General features: G+C 65.3%; 23 protein-coding genes. 7 read left to right on the top strand and 16 right to left on the bottom strand.

The window, feature by feature from the left end:
• The first annotated feature begins 52 nt into the window (after positions 1-52).
• Together C8D95_RS13955 and C8D95_RS13960 are read left to right on the top strand one after the other, a co-directional pair.
• Entirely contained in the window at positions 53-1,240 is a 1,188-nt protein-coding gene (locus C8D95_RS13955; protein WP_109759802.1) for a PQQ-dependent sugar dehydrogenase, read from the top strand.
• Positions 1,237-2,028 (top strand): alpha/beta hydrolase, encoded by a 792-nt coding sequence (locus C8D95_RS13960; protein ID WP_109759803.1) that lies wholly within the window; start codon positions 1,237-1,239, stop codon positions 2,026-2,028. The genes C8D95_RS13955 and C8D95_RS13960 overlap by 4 nt, the downstream gene beginning before the upstream one ends.
• Here the strand turns inward: C8D95_RS13960 and C8D95_RS13965 are convergent.
• Together C8D95_RS13965 and C8D95_RS13970 are read right to left on the bottom strand one after the other, a co-directional pair.
• Positions 2,025-3,002, bottom strand: a complete 978-nt coding sequence (locus C8D95_RS13965) for a P1 family peptidase (RefSeq protein ID WP_109759804.1) — start codon at positions 3,000-3,002, stop codon at positions 2,025-2,027. The genes C8D95_RS13960 and C8D95_RS13965 overlap by 4 nt on opposite strands.
• Positions 2,999-3,739, bottom strand: a complete 741-nt coding sequence (locus C8D95_RS13970) for a glucose 1-dehydrogenase (protein WP_109759805.1) — start codon at positions 3,737-3,739, stop codon at positions 2,999-3,001. Before C8D95_RS13970 ends, C8D95_RS13965 begins: the two co-directional genes overlap by 4 nt.
• Before the next feature lie 92 nt (positions 3,740-3,831).
• Here C8D95_RS13970 and C8D95_RS13975 point away from each other — a divergent pair, with 92 nt between their 5' ends.
• From C8D95_RS13975 to C8D95_RS22775, 4 genes are all read left to right on the top strand, one after another.
• Positions 3,832-4,446 carry a DUF1523 family protein gene (locus tag C8D95_RS13975; protein WP_109759806.1) on the top strand — a complete coding sequence of 205 codons (615 nt, stop codon included), beginning with the start codon at positions 3,832-3,834 and terminating at the stop codon, positions 4,444-4,446.
• Positions 4,447-4,589: 143 nt separating this feature from the next.
• A complete protein-coding gene (gene parE / locus C8D95_RS13980; RefSeq protein WP_109759936.1) occupies positions 4,590-6,548 on the top strand; it encodes a DNA topoisomerase IV subunit B in 1,959 nt (652 codons plus the stop codon).
• Entirely contained in the window at positions 6,541-7,401 is an 861-nt protein-coding gene (locus tag C8D95_RS21760) for a hypothetical protein (RefSeq protein ID WP_126918596.1), read from the top strand. Before parE ends, C8D95_RS21760 begins: the two co-directional genes overlap by 8 nt.
• Before the next feature lie 344 nt (positions 7,402-7,745).
• Positions 7,746-7,877 (top strand): hypothetical protein, encoded by a 132-nt coding sequence (locus C8D95_RS22775; protein ID WP_277601024.1) that lies wholly within the window; start codon positions 7,746-7,748, stop codon positions 7,875-7,877.
• A 112-nt stretch (positions 7,878-7,989) separates the two neighbouring features.
• On the opposite strand, the gene C8D95_RS13990 is transcribed toward C8D95_RS22775, so the two are convergent.
• The 3 genes from C8D95_RS13990 to C8D95_RS14000 all read right to left on the bottom strand — a co-directional run bounded on the left by C8D95_RS13990 (position 7,990) and on the right by C8D95_RS14000 (position 9,060).
• The gene (locus C8D95_RS13990) at positions 7,990-8,190 is read right to left on the bottom strand and encodes a CsbD family protein (protein ID WP_109759808.1); all 201 of its coding nucleotides are present in this window, start codon (positions 8,188-8,190) and stop codon (positions 7,990-7,992) included.
• Between the two features lie 88 nt (positions 8,191-8,278).
• Positions 8,279-8,668 (bottom strand): c-type cytochrome, encoded by a 390-nt coding sequence (locus C8D95_RS13995; protein WP_109759809.1) that lies wholly within the window; start codon positions 8,666-8,668, stop codon positions 8,279-8,281.
• Entirely contained in the window at positions 8,668-9,060 is a 393-nt protein-coding gene (locus C8D95_RS14000) for a c-type cytochrome (RefSeq protein ID WP_109759810.1), read from the bottom strand. Before C8D95_RS14000 ends, C8D95_RS13995 begins: the two co-directional genes overlap by 1 nt.
• Before the next feature lie 84 nt (positions 9,061-9,144).
• Here C8D95_RS14000 and C8D95_RS14005 point away from each other — a divergent pair, with 84 nt between their 5' ends.
• On the top strand, positions 9,145-9,588 hold the full coding sequence (locus C8D95_RS14005; protein ID WP_109759811.1) for a DMT family transporter: 444 nt from the start codon (positions 9,145-9,147) through the stop codon (positions 9,586-9,588).
• Here C8D95_RS14005 and C8D95_RS14010 read toward each other — a convergent pair.
• From C8D95_RS14010 to alr, 11 genes are all read right to left on the bottom strand, one after another.
• Complete coding sequence (locus C8D95_RS14010) at positions 9,585-10,259, bottom strand: ABC transporter ATP-binding protein (protein WP_109759812.1); 675 nt, start codon at positions 10,257-10,259, stop codon at positions 9,585-9,587. The genes C8D95_RS14005 and C8D95_RS14010 overlap by 4 nt on opposite strands.
• On the bottom strand, positions 10,252-11,535 hold the full coding sequence (locus C8D95_RS14015; RefSeq protein WP_109759813.1) for a lipoprotein-releasing ABC transporter permease subunit: 1,284 nt from the start codon (positions 11,533-11,535) through the stop codon (positions 10,252-10,254). Before C8D95_RS14015 ends, C8D95_RS14010 begins: the two co-directional genes overlap by 8 nt.
• 74 nt (positions 11,536-11,609) lie before the next feature.
• The gene (locus C8D95_RS14020) at positions 11,610-12,182 is read right to left on the bottom strand and encodes a DUF2199 domain-containing protein (protein WP_164721736.1); all 573 of its coding nucleotides are present in this window, start codon (positions 12,180-12,182) and stop codon (positions 11,610-11,612) included.
• Positions 12,179-13,660 (bottom strand): amidophosphoribosyltransferase, encoded by a 1,482-nt coding sequence (purF, locus tag C8D95_RS14025; RefSeq protein ID WP_109759815.1) that lies wholly within the window; start codon positions 13,658-13,660, stop codon positions 12,179-12,181. The genes C8D95_RS14020 and purF overlap by 4 nt, the downstream gene beginning before the upstream one ends.
• Positions 13,661-14,311: 651 nt before the next feature.
• Positions 14,312-14,893: a CvpA family protein gene (locus C8D95_RS14030; RefSeq protein ID WP_109759816.1), complete on the bottom strand. Its 582-nt coding sequence runs from the start codon at positions 14,891-14,893 to the stop codon at positions 14,312-14,314.
• A 31-nt stretch (positions 14,894-14,924) separates the two neighbouring features.
• A complete protein-coding gene (radA, locus tag C8D95_RS14035; protein WP_109759817.1) occupies positions 14,925-16,289 on the bottom strand; it encodes a DNA repair protein RadA in 1,365 nt (454 codons plus the stop codon).
• Positions 16,290-16,337: 48 nt separating this feature from the next.
• Positions 16,338-17,120 carry a DNA repair protein gene (locus C8D95_RS14040; RefSeq protein WP_109759818.1) on the bottom strand — a complete coding sequence of 261 codons (783 nt, stop codon included), beginning with the start codon at positions 17,118-17,120 and terminating at the stop codon, positions 16,338-16,340.
• Between the two features lie 123 nt (positions 17,121-17,243).
• Complete coding sequence (locus C8D95_RS14045; RefSeq protein WP_109759819.1) at positions 17,244-17,834, bottom strand: hypothetical protein; 591 nt, start codon at positions 17,832-17,834, stop codon at positions 17,244-17,246.
• A gap of 144 nt (positions 17,835-17,978) precedes the next feature.
• On the bottom strand, positions 17,979-18,740 hold the full coding sequence (locus C8D95_RS14050) for an ABC transporter ATP-binding protein (RefSeq protein WP_109759820.1): 762 nt from the start codon (positions 18,738-18,740) through the stop codon (positions 17,979-17,981).
• The gene (locus C8D95_RS14055; protein ID WP_109759821.1) at positions 18,737-19,510 is read right to left on the bottom strand and encodes an MlaE family ABC transporter permease; all 774 of its coding nucleotides are present in this window, start codon (positions 19,508-19,510) and stop codon (positions 18,737-18,739) included. Before C8D95_RS14055 ends, C8D95_RS14050 begins: the two co-directional genes overlap by 4 nt.
• Positions 19,507-20,553, bottom strand: a complete 1,047-nt coding sequence (gene alr, locus C8D95_RS14060; RefSeq protein ID WP_109759937.1) for an alanine racemase — start codon at positions 20,551-20,553, stop codon at positions 19,507-19,509. Before alr ends, C8D95_RS14055 begins: the two co-directional genes overlap by 4 nt.
• Between the last annotated feature and the right edge of the window lie 37 nt (positions 20,554-20,590).

The raw sequence follows: 20,590 nt of genomic DNA on the forward strand, positions 1-20,590 counted from the left end.
GTTCGACTGTGGGGGCGTCCTGCCTACCTTTGGTGCAAAGGAGGACTTCCAGATGACATTTCGCGCCACCACCGCCTTTGCTCTTATTGTCGCCACACCTGCTCTCGCCCAGGTCAACCAGGGACCGCCGAACGTGCCCGGCAACACGCCCGCCTTCGAAAACCAGACCCGCGCGCCCGAGATCGACGATGCGGGCACGCTTCGCACCGAAACGGTCGCGGACGGTCTTGTCCACCCGTGGGGCGTCGAGCCTCTGCCGCGCGGCGGCTACCTTGTGACCGAGCGTGTCGGACGGCTTCAGCACGTCGCCGCCGACGGCACCATGACCGAGGTGGAGGGTGTCCCCGAGGTCGTGGCACGGCGTCAGGGCGGTCTTCTGGACGTGGCGCTTGCGCCAGATTTCGAGACGTCTCGTGAGATCTACCTGACCTACTCGAAGCCTCAGGGCTCGGGCGACGCCGCGACGGCCGTCGCCTCCGCACGTCTCTCGGACGATGCCGCCTCGCTGGAGGAGGTCTCGGACCTCTACGTGCAGACACCGCCCTCGCCGACGGCCATGCACTTCGGCTCTCGCGTCGTGCCGGACGGCGACGTTCTCTACGTGACGCTCGGCGAGCATTCCTCGGAGGCCGAGCGCGTCCTCGCTCAGGACCTGGGCGCCTCCTACGGCAAGGTGATCCGCATCGAGCCCGACGGAAGCGTGCCCGAGGACAACCCCTTCGCCGCGGAAGAAGAGGCTCTGCCCGAAGTATGGACCTATGGTCACCGCAACCCGCAAGGCGCGGCTCTGGGCCCCGAAGGGCGGCTCTGGGTGCTCGAGCATGGTCCGGCAGGCGGTGACGAATTGAATCTGGTCGAGCCGGGCGCAAACTACGGATGGCCCGACGTCAGCTACGGCCAGAAGTACAGCGGTGCGCCCGTAGGGTCAGGCGAGACCAGCGCCGAAGGTGTGACCGAGCCGGTCTACTACTGGGACCCCGTGATCGCGCCGGGAGGCTTCACCTTCTACGAGGGCGACATGTTCGAGGGCTGGGCCGGCGATGTGGTCGCGTCCTCGTTGACCCCCGGCGGCATCGTGCGCCTGAACCTCGAGGATGACCGCGTGACGGGCGAGTCGCGCTATCTTCCCGAGTTGGGGCGCGTCCGCGACATCGACATCGACGCCGATGGCGCGCTACTTGTCCTGACGGATGATCCCGATGGCGCCTTGATCCGCGTCCTGCCCGAGGAGGGCGCATGAGTCTGGACCTGGCCTACAACAACGCGGACTTCATCCCGGATGGCGCGTCGTATCCCGACCGCTGGATCGAGGAGGCGCGCGCCTGGCGAGAGCGCGAGGCGGCCGTGGGCAGGGCGCGCCTTAACGTCGCCTACGGGACGGGCGAGCGGCAGAAACTGGACCTCTACCTCCCGCCCGGAAAGCCGGAGGGCCTGGTCGTGTTCATCCACGGCGGCTACTGGATGCGCTTTCACAGGGACGTCTGGTCACACTTTTCCGAGGGGCTGACAGCGCATGGATGGGCCGTGGCGATGCCCTCGTACACGCTGGCGCCCGAGGCGCGCATCTCGGAGATCACGCGCGAGACCGCGCGCGCCGTCGAGACTGCGGCGGCCCTCGTTCGGGGTCCGATTCGCCTGACGGGCCATTCGGCGGGCGGCCATCTTGTCGCTCGCCTTGCGTGCGGCGGCGGCGAGCTTGCACAGGAGGTCCGCGACCGCATCGTGCGGGTCGTGCCGATCTCGCCCGTCAGCGACCTGCGGCCGCTGTGCGACCTCACGATGAACGGCACGCTGCAACTCGATGCCGACGAAGCCGAGGCAGAGAGCCCTGTCCTGCACCTGGCCCCAGATGTGCCGGTGACGGTCTGGGTCGGCGCCGAGGAACGACCGGCCTTTCTCGACCAGGCGCGATGGCTGGCCGGGGCTTGGGGGGTCGAACATCGCATCGACGCCGGGCGACACCACTTCGATGTCATCGACGGGCTGCGCGAGCCCGATAGTCCGCTCGTGACCGCGATACTGGCCTAGCCGAACATAGCCGCCCACGTCGGAAGGACATCGTCCGGCGCTTCCCTGGCGTGATACACCCCTCGTGCAATGGCGCGCGCCAGGCAGGTGGCGGCGGCATGGCCCAGCCATGCGAGGTCGGCCTCCGTCGCCTCGCGCTGTCCGGTCGCGGCCGCAAAGATCAGGTCCCCGTCCATCGGTGTATGTGCTGGCACGATGGCCCGCGCGATGCCGTCGTGTGCCGCGGTTGCCATGCGCGTCGCCTGCGCCTTGGTTAGGATCAGGTCGGTGGCCACGACCGCGATGGTCGTGTTGCCCGCGCCGCCAAGCTTCGTGCGGGCAGGCGGAGCGGGACAGGGGCCGGGCCCGAAGCCGCCGAACTCGTCGATTTCCTCGAAAGGGGCGGCCCAGAAATGCGGGCCGTCGCCGACGGTGACCTGCCCCAGCGCATTGACCGCGACGAGCGCACCCACCACGGCGCCCGACGGCAGGACCGCCGATGCCGTGCCCAGACCGCCTTTCAGGCCAGCGACGTTCGCACCCGTCCCCGCGCCTTCGCTTCCGACCGCGACGTCGCCGCCTTTCGCGTCGAAGGCCGCGCGGCCGAGTGCGGGGTAGGGGTTCGCGTCCCACGCCTTGGCGCCGCCGTTCGCCAGGTCGAAGAGAATGGCCGCCGGCACGATCGGCACGCGGTAGCCCGCGGCCTCGAATCCGCGCCCGGCGGCGCGAAGACCAGCCATGACGCCATCCGCCGCTGCCAGACCGAAGGCCGAGCCGCCCGAGAGCACCAGCGCATCGACCCCGCCGACGCTCTTGTCCGGCGCAAGAAGGTCGGTCTCGCGCGTGCCTGGCGCGCCGCCCATGACGTGAACGCCAGCCACCATCGGCGCGTCGCCCACGACGACGGTGACGCCTGATTTCAGACGCTCGTCCTTCGACTGGCCGACGGACAGTCCCGCGACGTCGGTGATGGCGTTGCGCGGACCCGGCCTCAAATGCAGCGGCCCCCGTCGACCTCCATCGCCACCCCCGTCACCATCGAGGCCTCGTCCGAGCAGAGGTATAGCGCGGCGTTGGCGATGTCGTCGGGACGCGAGAAGCGGCCCAGCGGGATGGTCGAGAGGAACTTCGCGCGCATCTCGGGCGTGTCCTCGCCCATAAAGGACGCAAGAAGCGGCGTCTCGCCCGCTACGGGATTGACCGCGTTCACGCGGATGCCGAAGGGGGCGAGTTCGATCGCCATCGTGCGCGTGGCGGTGATCATCCAGCCCTTGGAGGCATTGTACCAGTTGAGCCGGGGCCTGGGGCTGACGCCCGCCGTCGAGGCGACGTTCAGGATGACGCCGGAGGCCCGTTCCTTCATCGCCGGTACGAAGGCGCGCGCGGTCAGGTACACCGACTTGCAGTTCACGGCGAAGACCCGGTCGAACATCTCCTCCTCGACCTCGTCCAAGGGCGTCGGCAGATGGGTCGTGCCCGCGTTGTTGACGAGGATATCGACGGCGCCGAACGCCTCGCGCACAGTGTCGGCCATTCGCGCCACATCCGCGCCGCGCGACACGTCGCAGGCCACGGCAATGCCATCTACGGCCTGTGCGACCCGTTCTGCGGCCTCACCGTTCAGATCGACGACGGCCACGCGCGCGCCTTCTGCGGCGAAGCGCCTGATGATGCCCTCGCCGAACCCCGATCCGCCGCCGGTGACGACGGCCGTCTTGCCCTTCAGTCTCATTCCCCGGACCGTGGCATGGTCCCGCGACTCTGTGAAGCCCTTGTGGACCCGGCATTCGCGCCCTTAGGTAGAGGACGAAGGAGTGCCGACCGATGACCTATTTCCGATGGACGATCCGCATCCTTTTCTTCGGGATGATCGCGCTTCTCCTACATTACAACCTGCCCGACCGTGACATCGTGCGGATCGTCAATACCGAGGTGAGACGCGTCGACTTCGGCACCAACGGTCTGTTCTGGCAGAACTCTGGCGTCGGCGACGCGGTGAACGCCGAGAACCGCGACGTGCTGTTCATCGAGACGATCCGACCGAACGGCAAGCCACGCGTGTACCGCAACGAGGACACGGGCTGGGGCTGGCCGCCCTTCTTCAAGTTCGACACGGCCGATCTTCAGGCCCAGGCGAAGAACCTCGAGTCGACCGAGGCCAACCCCCAGTGGGTTGCGCTGCGGCACTATGGCTGGCGTAACAACTTCTTCTCGATTTTCCCGAACGCGCTTTCGCTGAAGCCGGTGGCGGGACCCGAAGTGACGCTGATCCCCTGGTTCACCATCGTCTTCTGCACGCTGCTGGCCCTTCTGCTCATTACGATCTGGCGGCTTATCCGCAACTTCCGCAGGCGCCGCATTCAGCCCGTGTTTAACGAGATCGACGAAGGTGCCGAGGCCGCGCGCGGACGGTTCTGGCGCCTGTTCGGGCGGCGATAGGGGGCTCTGCCCCCGCCGCCTGGGCCGGCTCCCCCGGAGTACTGCGAGGACAGAAGAAGACGAAGGGAGCGTGCTTCGCTTCCGGTTGCCCGCACCAGCCGGTGTGGGTTACTGTCCCGCAACCACAAGATATGAGCAGCAGCATGGCCAATGACCTCCTCTCCGCCGCCTCGGCCAAGGTCTATGACGCGTCGTCGATTCAGGTTCTCGAGGACATGGAGCACGTCCGTCTGCGCCCCGGCATGTACATCGGAGGCACCGATGACCGGGCTCTGCACCACATGGTGGCCGAGATCGTCGACAACGCGATGGACGAAGCCGTGGCGGGGCACGCGACCTGGATCGAGGTCGAGATGCACGAGAACGGCCATGTAAGCGTCCGCGACAACGGGCGCGGGATGCCCGTCGACCCTCATCCGTCGAACCTGAAGAAGTCGACCCTGGAGATCATCTTCTGCACGCTCAACGCAGGCGGCAAGTTTTCGGGCGACAACTACGAGACCTCGGGCGGCCTGAACGGCGTCGGCTCGTCGGTCGTCAACGCCCTGTCGGACCACCTGCGGGTCGAGGTCGCGCGCAACAAGGAAGTCCACGCGATGGAGTTCTCGCGCGGGGTGCCGACGGGTGGACTTCAGAAGATCGGAGCGGCGTCGAACCGCCGCGGCACGACCGTCACCTTCCATCCCGACCCGCAAATCTTCGGCTCTCTCAAATTGCGCCCCGCCCGCCTCTTCGCGATGGCGCGGTCGAAGGCCTACCTGTTCTCGGGCGTGACCATCCGCTGGAAGACCGCCATCGCCGATGGCGACACGCCCCTCTCCGCCGAGTTCCACTTTGCGGGCGGGCTTGCGGACTATCTTTCGGACTCCCTGTCTGGCGCCACCACCTATGCCGAGGCGCCCTTCTCGGGCACTGTCGACTTCCGCGAGAAGTTCGGCGAACCGGGCAAGGTCGAATGGGCCGTCAACTGGACCCCGTCCCGCGACGGGTTCATCCAGTCCTACTGCAACACCGTGCCCACGCCCGAGGGCGGCACCCATGAGGCGGGCTTCTGGGCCGCGCTCCTCAAGGGCATCCGGGCCTATGGCGAGCGCGTCGGCAACCGAAAGGCCGCGCAGATCAACCGCGACGACCTTGCCACCGGGGCGGGCGCGCTGGTGTCGATCTTCATCCAGGGACCGCAGTTCGTCGGCCAGACAAAGGACCGGCTGTCGAACGAGAACGCTGCGAAGATGGTCGAGGGCGCGGTGCGCGATCACTTCGACCACTGGCTGGCGTCCGACACGAAGTCGGCGGGCTCCATCCTCGACTTCCTGGTCCTGCGCGCCGAAGAGCGTCTGCGCCGCAAGATGGAGAAGGAGACGCAGCGCAAGACCGCGACCAAGAAGCTGCGGTTGCCGGGCAAGCTGACGGACTGCTCGTCGAAGACGCGGGAAGGGACCGAGATCTTCCTCGTCGAGGGCGACAGCGCGGGCGGATCGGCCAAGGCGGCGCGGAACCGCGAGAACCAGGCCTTGCTTCCGCTAAGGGGCAAGATCCTGAACGTCCTCGGCGCGGCGTCGTCGAAGCTGACCCAGAACCAGGAAATCAACGACCTCTGCGAGGCGCTTGGCGTCCGCATGGGCACCCGCTTCAACGTCGACGACCTGCGCTACGAGAAGGTCATCATCATGACCGACGCCGACGTGGACGGGGCGCATATTGCCTCGCTTCTGATGACGTTCTTCTTCAGCCAGATGCGGCCGCTGATCGATCACGGGCACCTCTTCCTCGCCTGTCCGCCGCTGTACCGGCTGACGCAGGGGGCGAAGCGCCTCTACGTCGCGAACGACGCCGAGAAGGAGCGCGTGCTGGCCGAGGGGCTGGGCGGCAAGGGCAAGATCGACGTGCAGCGCTTCAAGGGCCTGGGCGAGATGGACGCCAAGGATCTGAAAGAGACGACGATGGACCCGAAATCGCGCACGCTGATCCGGGTGACCATCGACGAGGACGTGGCGGGCGAGACGGGCGATCTGGTGGAGCGGCTGATGGGGAAGAAGCCCGAGGAGCGGTTCCGGTATATCCAGGAGAACGCGCGGTTCGTGGAGGAGCTGGATGTATAACATTCTTGGTTGGATAGCGGCCAACCAAGTCCCATGCATTCTAATAGGCTTTTTGCTGGGTACCTTCCTCGCGCTCATCATAGCTTGGAAACTCTCTAGCGTAACTGCTTGGCGCATTGCTGACTTAGCGTGGGTTACTGTTGGTGGCTTTTCCACTTTTTTCGCTGTTCTAGCATCAATTTTTTTGAGCAATGTTGACGACTTAAGTCGGCAGATTGATGCTGCCAAATCGGAACTCTTTCGCTTGAATAGAAACACAGGAGTTTTTGTTGAGAGATGGTGTAATTCCCAAAGATTTTCAATCTCTCTTCCTGTAATAACTGAGCATCTCATGCTGGTTTGCAGAGATGCTGAAATATTGAAAGATGAATCTTCAACTCATACCACGCTAGCTACTTTTATTGATTGGTTTCAGGAGCAAAGGGAGAATAAAAATAGATCAAGTATGCAGGTAGAGAAATTTGACGGACTTAAGCCGGGTTTGGAATTTCAGGAAATAGACTGGTCCAAAGCAGAGTTTGGGACATCAAAAGCAGCCTATGAAATGATGGATGCACTGGAGCTGCGAGGCTTATTCGCATTTCAACTCCCTATGAAAGATGTTCTTCAGTCAGCTTCTGTACTAATAGATGCGGGGCTGTATGAAGAGGCAGGTTACGAATATGTTTCTATAAGGCAAGACTTTGAAAACTTAAAGCTGAAATTTGCTGAGCTTCAGCTATCTTGGTACGAAAACGAAAAGGGCCGAAAGTTTTTGCTGACTAGAACCCTTGCTCTATTTTTCCTTGCTATGGTCTTCCCACTTCGAGTTGGAAAATCCTACTTTGAAATATCCCAATTGAGAATCACTTAGTCAACGTTCCACCGCTTGCCGGTGTTGCGGTGCAATATTGCTCTGCTCATCACTCTCACCCGCACTTCGGTGTGAGACACCATGCAACGCTCACTTCCGAGCGGGCGCTGACCTCATTCCAACTCTCTCACGCTGCAACAATCGCGAGTGCGACGCGCGCCTTCCCATCCAAGCGCGCTTCTATTGCCCAAATGGGATCGATGGCTTAGATCCACACCCACACAGGCCACCCAGCCTGCCGTCCAAGGATCATCGCCCTGACATCTTCTCAGGCAACCCTGATCTTCTGATGCCAAGACCTGCCCTGGGCATCCCGCCCGGGCGGCACGTTCAGGAGAGACCCCATGTCCAAAGACAAGAACCGCGGCAACAAGGAAACCAAGAAGCCGAAGAAGGAGAAGCCGAAGGTCTCGGCGACCGCCAACTTCAGCTCGGGCAAGACCGAACCGATCATCGGCGGAAAAAAGATCAAGTAGACTGACAGGGCGCAGGACCGACGGCGGCCTGCGCCTGTGCCACCTCGGCCTTCCGAATGCATGAAAAAGGCCGGGCACAAGGCCCGGCCAGTTCTGAGGCAGTTGGAAAAGGTCAGTTCAGGTCGCGCTGCCAGGTGTCGACTTCGCGCTCGGCTTCGTCGCGCGCCTTGCCGTACTTCGACTGGACGAGGCCGATCAGCTGCTCGCGCTCGCCGCGGGCCTCGGTGATCTCGTCGTTGGTCAATTCACCCCAGTTCTCTTTGACCTTGCCGGTGAATTGCTTCCAGTTACCTTCGATCTGGTCCCAGTTCATGGTTGTCTCCTTCCAAATCCGTATCGGGGAAACAACGTTGAAGCGCTGCGAATGTTCCTCTTTCGCCAGCGGACGCGGCGCGATTCCGCTACTCCTGAACGGTCGCAAGCCAGCCCGCCACATCGGCGATCGGTTGTGCCGTAATGATCGGCTGTCCGGTCTCGGTGGCGATGGCACCGTCGGGAAAAGCATAGAGACGTCCGAAGGTTGGCATCTCTCCGCCATGCGACAGCATCGGGTCGCGACCGTCGATCTGACGGACGACGCGGAAGACCGGGAAGGTCCCGCCGTTGTCGCGTGACAGGCGCGTCAGATCGGCGGGCGGTTGGATCAGAAGGTCGGCCAGCGCGCCGTCGCCACGGGCTTCGGCGCCGTGGCATCCGGCGCAGTGCGTGAAGTAGACCTCTCGCCCGGCGACGAGATCGGGCTCGGCCCAGGCGGGCAGGGCGGCGACGGCGAGGAAAAGGGCGAAACGCATCACAAGCCCTCCTGCACCGTCTGAAGCCAGGCCGCGATCATCGCGATGGCTTCCGGGGCGACGATCTCGCTTCCGTCGGGGGCCATTATCGCTTCGGAGGGGCCCTGGAGCAGGAGACCGAAAAGCGGCATCGGCCCGCCGTGCGCGGCCACGTCCATGGTGCCGTCGATGCGCCGCACGACGCGGTCGAGAGGGAACTCGCCGCCATTCCGAGCCGAAAGCTGCGTCAGGTCGGCGGGCTGGACAGTCAAGAGATCGGCCATCGGCCCGTTTCCCTTCGCCTCGACGCCGTGACAGGTCGCGCAATAGTCGGCGAAGTGGTCGGCACCCTCTTCGACGTCAGCGGCGAAGACGGGGGTGGCAAGAAGCAGAATGGTCAGGATCATGCGCATGGGTCACCTCCTTGGTCGGGCAAGCCTCGCGCGGGAGGAGACGATCCGCCTTGATCCAGAACAAGAGCGGTGCCACCAAGGCGCATGTCGCCGAACGCAGCCTATGCCTCTGTCATGTTCCTCGCCGGGATCGGAATTCCCCTTCTCGCGGCGCTGAACGCGGCGCTCGGCGCACGGATCGGCAGCCCGGCGGTGGCGGCGCTGTGCCTCTTCCTCGTGGCCTTCTCGGTGACGGCTGCGGTCGTGATGCTGACAGGGCCGGGGGCCGTCAGGCATCTGGCGAGCCAACCCCGACACCTGTTCCTTGCGGGTGTGCTCGTCGCCTTCTACATCCTGTCGATCACCTACATCGCGCCTCACTTCGGCGTCGGCAACGCGGTGTTCTTCGTGCTTCTGGGACAGCTCGCCGCCGCGGCCGCCATCGATCACTTCGGTCTCTTCGGCGCCCGCGTCTCGCCGCTCGGCTTCACGCGTGCGGCCGGGATCGCTCTGATGGCGGCAGGCGTCGCGCTGACGCAGAAGGCCTAGACCAGCCGCCCGCCCTCCAGCCGAACGGTGCGATCCATGCGCGCCGCCAAGGTGGGATTGTGTGTCGCGATCAGCGCAGCGAGGCCGGTGTCCCGCACGACGTCCATCAGCGCCGCGAAAACGGTGTCCGACGTCGCGGGGTCGAGGTTGCCGGTCGGCTCGTCGGCGAGAAGGACGCGGGGACGGTTGGCCAGTGCCCGGCAGAAGGCGACGCGCTGCTGCTCTCCGCCCGACAGGGCGGCGGGCCGGTTGTCGGCGCGGCCCTCGACGCCGACGCGGGCCATCAGGGACAGCGCGTGCTCCCGCGCCTCGCGGTCCGGTACGCCGTTCGCGAGTTGCGGCAGGACGATGTTCTCGACCGCCGAGAACTCGGGCAGGAGGTGGTGGAACTGGTAGACGAAGCCTACTTCCTCGCGCCGGGCTGCGGTGCGGCGGGCGTCGGAAAGGCGTGTCATCTCGGTTCCGCCGATCAGGACGCGGCCTGTATCGGCGCTGTCGAGGAGGCCCGCAATATGCAGGAGCGTCGACTTGCCCGCGCCCGAGGGTGCGACAAGAGCCACGACCTCGCCCGGCTTCAACGACAGTGATGCGCCGTCGAGGACCGTCAGGGCGTTCGGCTTGCCGGGGTTGTAGGTCTTGCCGATCCCGTCCAGCGTCAGCGCATCATTCATAGCGCAGCGCCTCAACCGGGTTCATGCGCGCCGCGCGCCGGGCGGGGAACAGCGTGATGCCCCAGGACAGGATCAGCGACAGCGACACGGCGGACAGAACGTCGTTCAGCTCCAGCTTCGCAGGCAGGCGGTAGATGCCGCGCACCGACGCCTCCCACACGCCGCCACCGGCAGCGCCGTTCACGAGCGCGAGGATCTGGTCAAAGTAGATCGCGAAGAGGCAGCCGATGATGACGCCGAAGAGAGTCCCAATCGTGCCGACCAGCGCGCCGGTCAGGAAGAAGACGCGCATGATCGCGCCCTGGGTCAGGCCCATGGTCCGGAGTATGCCGATGTCGCGGCCCTTGTTCTTCACCAGCATCACGAGGCCCGAGATGATGTTCATCGACGCGATCAGGACGAGAACGGACATCAGGACGAACATCACCGTGTCCTCGACCTCCAAAGCGCGGAGGAACCCACCTGCGCTGTCCTTCCACGTCCAGGTATAGGCGCCTTCGCCCCCGGCGACGGCGAGGCGGGGCGCGATCTGGTCGACCTGCTCGGGGTCGGTGACGTTGACTTCAAGCTCGTCGGCCACGCCCTCGCGGTTGAAGTAGGTCTGCGCCTCGGCAAAGGGCAGGTAGGCGCGGGTGCGGTCGATGTCGTAGCGGCCCGAGTTGAAGATGTAGGTGACGAAGTACTCGTTGATCCGCGGGCTCATGCCGAAAGGGTTGCGGACCCCGTTCGGGTTGATGACGCGGATGACGTCGCCCACGCCGACGCCAAGCGACCTTGCCGCCTCACGCCCGATGGCGATGCCATTCGGAAAGTCCTCGAGGCTGCCCTGCGCCGTCTCGGGATCCGCGATCCTCTCGATCCGGGCCAAGTCCTCGGGCGCAATGCCAAAGACCTCGAGCCCTGTGTTCTGCTCCTGGTGGACTGCCATGACCTGGCCCTTCACCAGCGGCGCAACGCGGGTCACGCCCTCGACCCCTCGCAGGCGCTCGGCCCATTCGGCGTAGTCCGGGATGGTCCGCGTCACGCCCCCCGTTTCGGTCTCGCGGGCCTGGCTGTAGACGGTGACGTGGGCGTTGGCGCCGAGGATGGTCGACACGAACTCGTCCCGAAACCCGGCCCGTACGGCGAGGGTGATGATCAGGGCGGCGACCGCGAGGGTGATGCCGACAAGGCTGATCCAGGTCATGACGCTGACGCCGCCCTCGGCCCGCTTGGCGCGGAGATAGCGCCAGGCGATCAGGAATTCGTAACGCGAGAAGGGGGCTGGCGTGGCCATGTCTGCTCCGGTTTTGCGTCTGAATGGCGTCCGGCGTGACCCGCGTCAACCGCCATGGCCTGCGAGCTGGCGGTTCAGGATTGCAGCAAATGCGGCCTGATGTCCTGGCCGGCGGCGGCGTAAATGTCCAGAAGCCGGTCGAAGGTGATGCCGGTTTCCTGCAACTCGGCCAGTTCGTGCGCGCCGTCATGTACCTCAAGGACGGGCCGCTGCCCGTTGGCGCCGGGAACGAGATTGCAGGGCAGGGGCTCGTCGATCTCGAAGCCGGGAAGCTGGTTCGTCAGCCAGGCGAAGCATCCGTCGAAGGGCTCGTCGGGATTGTAGAAGTTGCGGACATAGATGTCGTAGCTGTCCTGGCTCACGCTGCCCCAGGGCCCGAACGCGAAGCGCTGATCGCTACCGATGATCGGGATGGGCAACACGCATCGGACGAAGCGGTATTTGCCGAAGGCGCACAGGTCGGCGGTCAGCTTGTCATCCCCAACGGCCAGCACATCCTTGCCGCTCTGCGCGCGGTTGCCATGGGGCCAAGGATCCGGATGATCGTAGCCGATATCGAAGACGCCGCTGAACGCCTGGCCGCAACAGGGGCAGGCGCGACTGCTGTCGTTGAAGCGCTGCCAGCGTGGATCGCCAGCCAGGCTCACTCGGCCGCCTTCAGCAGGAAGCCCTTCTCGATCTGGTCGGAGGGGGCGACCGGGTATTCGCCGGAGAAGCAGGCATCGCAATAGGCCGGCGACTTCGGATCGCGGCCGTTCGCCTCGCCCACGGCCCGGTAGAGGCCGTCGAGCGAGATGAACTTGAGGCTGTCGACGCCCAGGTGCTCGCGCATCTCGTCCTCGCTCATTGTAGCGGCGAGAAGCTTTTCGCGCTGCGGCGTGTCGACGCCATAGAAGCAGGGCCAGGCCGTCGGCGGCGACGCGATGCGGAAGTGGACCTCTGCCGCGCCGGCGTCGAGGATCATCTCCTTGATCTTGCGCGAGGTAGTGCCGCGTACGACGCTGTCGTCGACGAGGATCACGCGCTTGCCGCGGATCAGCGCGCGGTTGACGTTGAGCTTGAGACGCACGCCCATGTTGCGGATCTGCTCGGTCGGCTCGATGAAGGTGCGGCCCATGTACTGGTTGCGGATGATCCCCATGGCGTAAGGAATGCCCGACTGCTGGCTGTAGCCGATTGCAGCGGGCGTGCCGGAATCGGGGACCGGGCACACGAGGTCGGCGTCGACCGGCGCCTCTTTCGCCAATTCCGCGCCGATGGCCGAGCGGGTCTCGTAGACCGAACGGCCGTTCAGCGTGGAATCGGGGCGCGAGAAGTAGACGTGCTCGAAGATGCAGAAGCGCGACTTCTTGTGTTCGAAGGGTCGATACGACAAGAGGGCGTCGTTCTCGATCACGACCATCTCGCCCGGTTCGACCTCGCGCACGAAGTCGGCGCCGATGATGTCCAGCGCACAGGTCTCGGACGACAGCGCCCAGCCTTCCTGCCCGATGCGTCCGATGACGAGGGGCCGGACGCCAAGGGGATCGCGCACGCCGATCAGCTTGGTGCGGGTCATGGCGACGACGCTGAAGGCGCCCTCGACCCGGCGCAGTGCGTCCTTCATCCGCTCGGGCACCGACTTTTGCAGCGACCGGGCCATGAGGTGGATGATGCATTCCGAATCCGACGAGGATTGGAAGATCGACCCCATGCCGATCAGCTCGCGCCTCAGCGCGTCGGCATTGGTGATATTGCCGTTATGCGCGATGGCCGCGCCGCCCATGCTGAACTCGCCGAAGAAGGGTTGCACGTCGCGGATCTGCGTCGCGCCCTTCGAGCCTGCGGTGGAATAGCGGACATGACCGATGCCAAGGGGGCCGGGCAGGCCGTCGATGACGTCCTGACGGGTGAAGTTGTCGCGCACGAGGCCGAAGCGGCGGGCCGAGTGGAAGCCGTCGACGGGTTCGTAGGTGACGATGCCGCCCGCCTCCTGCCCGCGATGCTGGAGCGCGTGAAGCCCGAGGGCCACGAAGTTCGCAGCGTCCGACACGCCGGTCACACCGAAGATGCCGCATTCCTCGCGGAGCTTGTCATCATCGAATGGGTCGGTGGTCGGCAGTCGCGGAGAGTGTTGATCGGACATCCGGTGACTCGGCTGGCTGCGATGCGACCCTTACTTAGACCCATCGCCCGGTGGTGTCACGGGGGCGGGCACCGAAAAGCGGCCGGGGCTCCAAATAAGTGAAGGCCTGCCGACGCGGCAGGCCTTCAGGAAATCATATGCCGTATCTGGCGTCACTCGCACTCGGGTCGAACTCACTAACCCTTGCACCGCCAAACGGCCCGCCGGGGCGGCGCCGGGAGGCCTCGCAGCCGACCCGACGCCCAACTCACTCACTCATCACACGGAACCTTGGAACCACCGCAATCCCGTTCACGGCTGCTTGTATGCCAACGGCTGTTGTCGACAGTGGGGCAGAAATTCAGAGCATCTGGGCGAGTTTAAGATGCGACGTAATCTGTAACAGCCGTGACACACCCCTATTCGCCAGAGCTTGGAAACAGTTTTCGCGCTAAGCGTGTTTCAGATGCGCTGTTGCTTTGCTTGTCGGGCAGGTTGTCGCGCTGTGCGACACAGTCGCGGGGTTCTATTAGTTGTGGCCGAAACAGGTGGCGCCACAATTACCCTGTTTCCCCGACGTGAACACACTGTCCAGAGTACAGATTGAGGGTCGCGGAAACGAAAACCGCATGCCTTGCGGCCCGCGGCGTTCAGGATCGGTCGTGGAGAGACTCAGGTGCCCGAGGACTGGCCTTCGACGGGGATCGAGCACTTCCCGATCAACTCGTCATAGCGCCCGCCGATCCAGTCCGGCACATCGGTCGGCATCTCGGCGTCGATGCGGTCGGACAGATCGCCGAGGACGACGGCGGTGCGGCTGTCGTTCACCATCGGGATCGGGTCCGAGACGATGACGCGCTCGTAGACGATATATGCGATTGCGACGAGGATCACGCCCCGGGCGACCCCGAAGAGAAAGCCCAGGCCCTGGTCTATGCCGCCAAGGGCCGACCGCTGCACGGCGCCCGCGAAGAGCGGCGTGAAGACGGAGAAGATGATGAGCGCCAGGGCAAAGACGCCGGCGAAGGCGGCGATCATGGACAGTTCGCAGGACGCGCCGAGGAAGTCCTTCAGGACCGGAACCTCGCGCATCAGCGGCTCGACCGTGGGGGCCAAGATGTAGGCCACGACCGCGGCTGCGATCCAGCCGCCGATCGACAGCACCTCGCGCACGAAGCCGCGGGAATAGGCCAGCACCGCCGAAAGGATGATGATCACGGCCACAATGCCGTCGATGATGGTGAAGCCGTCCATGTCTTGCCTCGTCTTTTCTCTGCCCCAGGGGCTATCCTGCCCCGAACACGTCACCCACCAGCGCGGCCAGGTCGGGCATCTGCTGCACCCTCACCCCGGCGACCGTTCCGGCCTTGCTGCGCTCGGGAAGGATGGCCGCCTCGAAGCCCAGCTTCGCGGCCTCTTTCAAGCGCGTCTCGGTCTGGCCGACCGGTCTCAAACCTCCTGATAGGCTGATTTCGCCGAAAACCACAGTGCGCTGCGGCAATGGTGCATCTTCGCGGGCCGAAAGTAGCGCAGCGGCCACAGCCAGATCGGCGGCGGGTTCCGTGATCCTGAGACCGCCCGCGACGTTGAGATAGACGTCGAGCCCGGCGAAGGGGATGCCGCAGCGCGCCTCGAGCACGGCGAGGATCATCGCGAGCCGCCCGCCGTCCCACCCGACGACCGAGCGGCGCGCCTGGCCCGCGGGGGCGGGAGAGACCAGCGCCTGGATCTCGCAGAGGACGGGCCGCGTGCCCTCGATCCCCGCAAAGACCACCGAACCGGGGCTGTCGGCCTCGCGGTCGGAGAGAAACAGGGCCGAGGGGTTGGCGACCTGCGCCAACCCCGCACCCGTCATCTCGAAGACGCCGATTTCGTCGGCGGGGCCGTAGCGGTTCTTGACGGCACGCAGGATGCGGAACTGGTGGCCGCGCTCGCCCTCGAAATAAAGCACGGTGTCGACCATGTGTTCGACGACGCGGGGGCCTGCGATCTGGCCGTCCTTGGTGACATGCCCCACGAGGATGACGCTGATCCCGGTGCGCTTGGCGAAGGTCGTGAGCTCGTGTGCCGTGGCTCGGACCTGACTGACTGATCCCGGAGCGCTGTCGACGGTGTCGAGCCACATGGTCTGGATCGAATCCACGATGGCGAGGTGCGGCGCCTCTTTTTCAAGAGTGGTCAGGATGTTGCGCAGGTTCGTTTCGGCAGCGAGGCGAACGGGCGCCTCGGCCAGCCCAAGACGTTGCGCGCGGAGGCGCACCTGGCTCGCCGCCTCCTCGCCCGAAACATAGACCGCCTTCAGGCCCGCCATCGCGAAGGCCGCCGCGGCCTGGAGGAGGAGCGTCGACTTTCCGATGCCCGGGTCTCCCCCCACGAGGATCGCGCTGGCCGGGACGAGGCCGCCGCCCAGAACGCGGTCAAGCTCGTCGAGGCCGGACAAGGTGCGGGCAAGCGGTGCATCGGCGCTGGACAGGTCGCTTAGCGCGATCGTCTTGCCGCGCGAAGCACCCAGACCCTTGGTCGATGGACCGGATGAGAGCGGAACGTCTTCCGAGATCGAGTTCCATGCGCCGCAGTCGTCGCAGCGGCCGGACCACTTGGCGTGGACCGCGCCGCAATTCGTGCAGGTGAACGAGGGGGACTTCGCCATGCGGCCTTCATGCCTGCCCCCCGAAGCGGGGGCAAGCGCATCGGCGCGTCACTCGGCGGGGACCGCCGCAGGCCGGGGGCGGGGCAGCTGGGGAAGCTCCAGGACTTGCGGGTCGCGACGACGGCGAACGGGCGACAGACCCAGTTCTTCCGTCAGCGTGTCGAGTTCCGCGATGAGCTGGTTCATCCGAGAGACGGCGACGTCCTCCTCGATCTCGACGCGGCTCTTCCACTGTCTTAGATCGCGGGTGACCTCCAGAGCCCGCGCGATCCGCACCTCCATCTGGTCGGCTTCGCGCTGGCGTGCCTCGAGGCTGTCGCGGGCGCGCGCAACGGCTTCGTCGGAATAACGCTCTGCGAGGCCCTCGCTGACCCGGCTCATCTGGGCCGCGACCTCGAGAAGGTCGGCGTCGAGATGGCCGAGGTCGGGATGCTCTTTCAGCCAGATGAGACGTTCGCGGACAGCGTCGTATTCGCTGGAGACGTTGAAGACACCGGTGCGGTCGGCGCGGTGCGCGGCCCAATAGGCGTTCGCCACATCCTCCATCCGCATCCGGAAGCTGCGATGCGACGTTTCAAGCGCGAGGATGCGCCAGTTCGCCGGCATGTAGGCCAGGAGGAGGAGGGTCAGCGCGAAAGCCGCGCCATGAAGGAGAAGTCCCGCCTCCCGGACGCTGCCGTCCGAGAGGACGAGAGGAACCTCCAGCCGGGGCAGGAGACCCGAAAGCGACAGGAGGAAGGTTCCACCGACACACAGCACCAAACCGAGGACGAATACCATCGACGCAACCTGCATCGCCCTCGCCCACCACCAAAAACCGACCTTGGACATCGATCACCACCTATCCGGCACTCGGCGAATTTCCGCCTGTCGCACCGGAACTACGCATGGGAGTGTCGAGAGTTCCGCGTGAAACCATTTGTTTCCAAACACGGATCAATCAGTCGCGGCCTGTCAACCCCTGCTGAGAAAGGGCAACTCCAGAGTATCCGGCGCAGGAAGAAGCTTCGGCCGCCGTGTGTCGGACGAGCCGTTGCCGCGCATGTCCCGCGCGATGGACATGAGCATCCGGGTGCGCGTGACGGGGTTGCGGGCTGGTCGGAACGGCCCCTTGTCGAAGATCGACGGCAGCGACGGTTTGCTGTGCCGGAAGACGGGCACCGGTGTGCCGGGTGTGTCCGGATCCTCAAGGACAAGGGGGGCGGGCCGCTGGCGTGACGTGAATGTCAGGACGACATCGGTCAAGGGGTCGGCCTCGTACCGCTGTCGCCGCGAGACGTCGCACAAGAGAACGACACCGATCCAGATCGCGGGGCAGAACGCGGCGAGGATGAAGAACACCCAGCTTGCCCGTGCGAGGCCGAGGGTCCAGGGCGCAAGGCCGGCCGCCGTGATCGCCGCTAAGAGGCAGGCAAAGGCGTAAATCCACGAGTTGGCCGACTTCGACAGCATCAGCCGACGAAACGCCAGCCATCCGACGGTCATCGGAAGAACGACCACGAAGGTCTTGAAAAGGAGAAGGAACAACGGGCTGAGGATGTCCATTCTATGACTCCGTCTGCCACCCCGACGCGGCATATCGCGCATTGTCGTTAAAAATGCGTAACTTGTCCCGCGACTGTTTCCGTCTGGGAACCGAATTGTTGCAAGAATGCAAGAACTCGGTCTGCTCCGGCTCGCCGAGGGTCATTACCGAAGCGTCTCGATCGGTCCGTTGGGACTGCCCGTGATGAACTGCGTCAGGTAAGGGTCGCCGCTTGCGTCCATCTCGGTCACGGGGCCGGTCCAGCGGATCTTTCCCCGGTGCAGCATCGCGACCTCGTCCGCGATGGCGCGCACGCTGGTCATGTCGTGCGTGATGGTCATGGCGGTGGCGCCCATCTCGACCACGATCTCGCGGATCAGGTCGTTGATGACGCCGGACATGATCGGGTCGAGGCCCGTTGTCGGTTCGTCGAAGAAGATGATCTCGGGCTCTGCCGCGATGGCGCGGGCGAGGCTGACGCGCTTCTGCATCCCGCCCGAAAGCTCGGCCGGATAAAGGTCGGCCACATCGGGCGACAGGCCGACACGCCGCAGCTTTTCGATGGCGATCTCGCGGGCCTCGGTCCAGGGACGTTTCAGCGAGCCGCGCAACAGGCGGAAGGCCACGTTCTGCCAGACGGGCAGAGAGTCGAACAGCGCGCCGCCCTGGAACAGCATCCCGAACCGCGCGAGGAAGGCGTCGCGCTCGGACGAGCCCTGGCGAAGGCGCGTCACGTCCTGACCGTCGACGGTGATGATGCCTCGGTCGGGCTCGATCAGGCCAAGGACGCACTTGAGGCAGACCGACTTGCCCGTCCCCGAACCGCCGATGATGACCATGCTGCGGCCCTTGCCGATCGACAGGTCGATCCCGCGCAGAACCTCCTTGGGTCCGAAGGCCTTGTGGACGTCGCGAAGCTCGATCATGCGGCGAAGAACAGTTCGGTGAGGATGAAGTTGGCGGCGAGGATCAGCACGCTTGCCGCGACAACGGCTGTCTTGGTGGCGCTGCCGACGCCCTGCGCGCCGCGGGCGGACTGCATCCCGTAGTAGCACCCCATCAGCGCCGCGAGAAAGCCGAAGACGGCGCCTTTCGTCATGGACGACACGATGTCGAGCGGTTCGAGGAAGTCGATGGTGTTGCGCAGGTAGGTCGAGGCGTTGAAGCCGAGGCGGTTCACGCCGACGACGTAGCCGCCGAAGATGCCGATGACGTCGCCCACGGCCACGAGCAGCGGCATGACGAGCGTCGCGGCGAGGACGCGCGGCAAGGTCAGGTACTTCATCGGGTGCGTCGACAGGGTGACGAGGGCGTCGATCTGCTCGGTCACCTTCATCGTGGCGATCTCGGCGGCGATGGACGAGGTGACGCGGGCGGCGATCATCAGGCCGACGAGGACGGGACCAAGCTCGCGCACCATGCCGATGGCGACGATCTGGGGCACCACCGCCTCGGCCGAGAAGCGCGCGCCACCAGCGTAGATCTGAAGCGCCAGCGCGCCACCGGTGAAAATGGTCGTCAGCCCGACGACGGGGAGGGAGAAGTAGCCGATCTGGAGCAGCGCGTGTCCGAACTCTCGGGGATACCAGGGTGGCCGAAACAGGTGCGAGACGGTCTCGATCCCGAAAAGCGCCGTGCGACCGATGGCGGCGAGAAGCGCCAGCACCGCCCGTCCGACGGCGGCGAGAAGGCTCATGCGGCGCCCTCGTAGTGGCGGGCATAGCGGTGGCCGAGCGAGGTCAGGATCTCGTAGCCGATGGTGCCCGCTGCATCGGCCAGGTCGTCGACCGATTGGTGCGGGCCGAGGATATCGAGCGTCTCGGGGATCTCCTCGAGGTGGGTCACGTCGACGGTAATGAGGTCCATCGACACGCGCCCCACGATGGGGCAGGGGACGTCGCCCGCCCAGACCCGACCGTTGGATCCCAAGCCGCGGATCAGCCCGTCGGCATAGCCGGCCGAGATGGTGGCGATGCAGCTTTCGACATTGGCGGTCCAGGTGTTGCCGTACCCCACGGTCTCGAAGGGCCGCACGATGCGGGTCTGCACGATCGGAGCGGAGAGGGCGACGACGGGCGTCGCATCATCGAAAGGCCGACCGCCATAAAGGCCGATGCCGGGGCGCACGAGATCGAAGTGGTATTCGGTTCCGAGGAGGATGCCGCCCGTCGCGGCGAGCGACCGGCGATGCGCGATGCCGTCCGTCATGGTGCGGAAGCTGTGAAGCTGCTGCGCGTTCATCGGATGGTCTGGTTCGTCGGCGCAGGCGAGGTGGCTCATCACGAGGCGCGGCCCTGCATCCATCAACTCGGACTTGAGCGCGTCCCAATCGCCGCGCTCCATCCCCAGGCGGTTCATCCCGGTGTCGAGCTGGACGCCGAAGGGGTGACCGGGAGCGGACTGGAAGTGCCGAGCGACCTGCTCGGGCGCGTTGAGCATCGGGATCAGTCGGTGCTGTTGCAGAAGGTCGGTGTCGCCGTGCATGTGGCCGGAAAAGACATGGATGTCGGCGTCCGTCCCGACTGCCCGCCGGATGATGACCCCTTCCGAGGCGACGGCGACGAAGAAGCTTCGTACACCTGAGGCATGGAGCTTGCGCGCCACGTCCGTCGCACCCGTGCCATAGCCGTCGGCCTTGACGGCCGCTCCGGTCTCGACATGGGGCTGGGACAGGGCATCGAGGGCGCGCCAGTTGGCGGCGACGGCATCGAGATCGACGGTGAGATGCGCGGCTCCCATCCGCGCGGTGTCGGCGAAGGGGCGCGCGGCGTCAAGT

Origin of the sequence: Silicimonas algicola (assembly GCF_003148765.1) — a bacterium.
GTDB lineage: Bacteria > Pseudomonadota > Alphaproteobacteria > Rhodobacterales > Rhodobacteraceae > Silicimonas > Silicimonas algicola.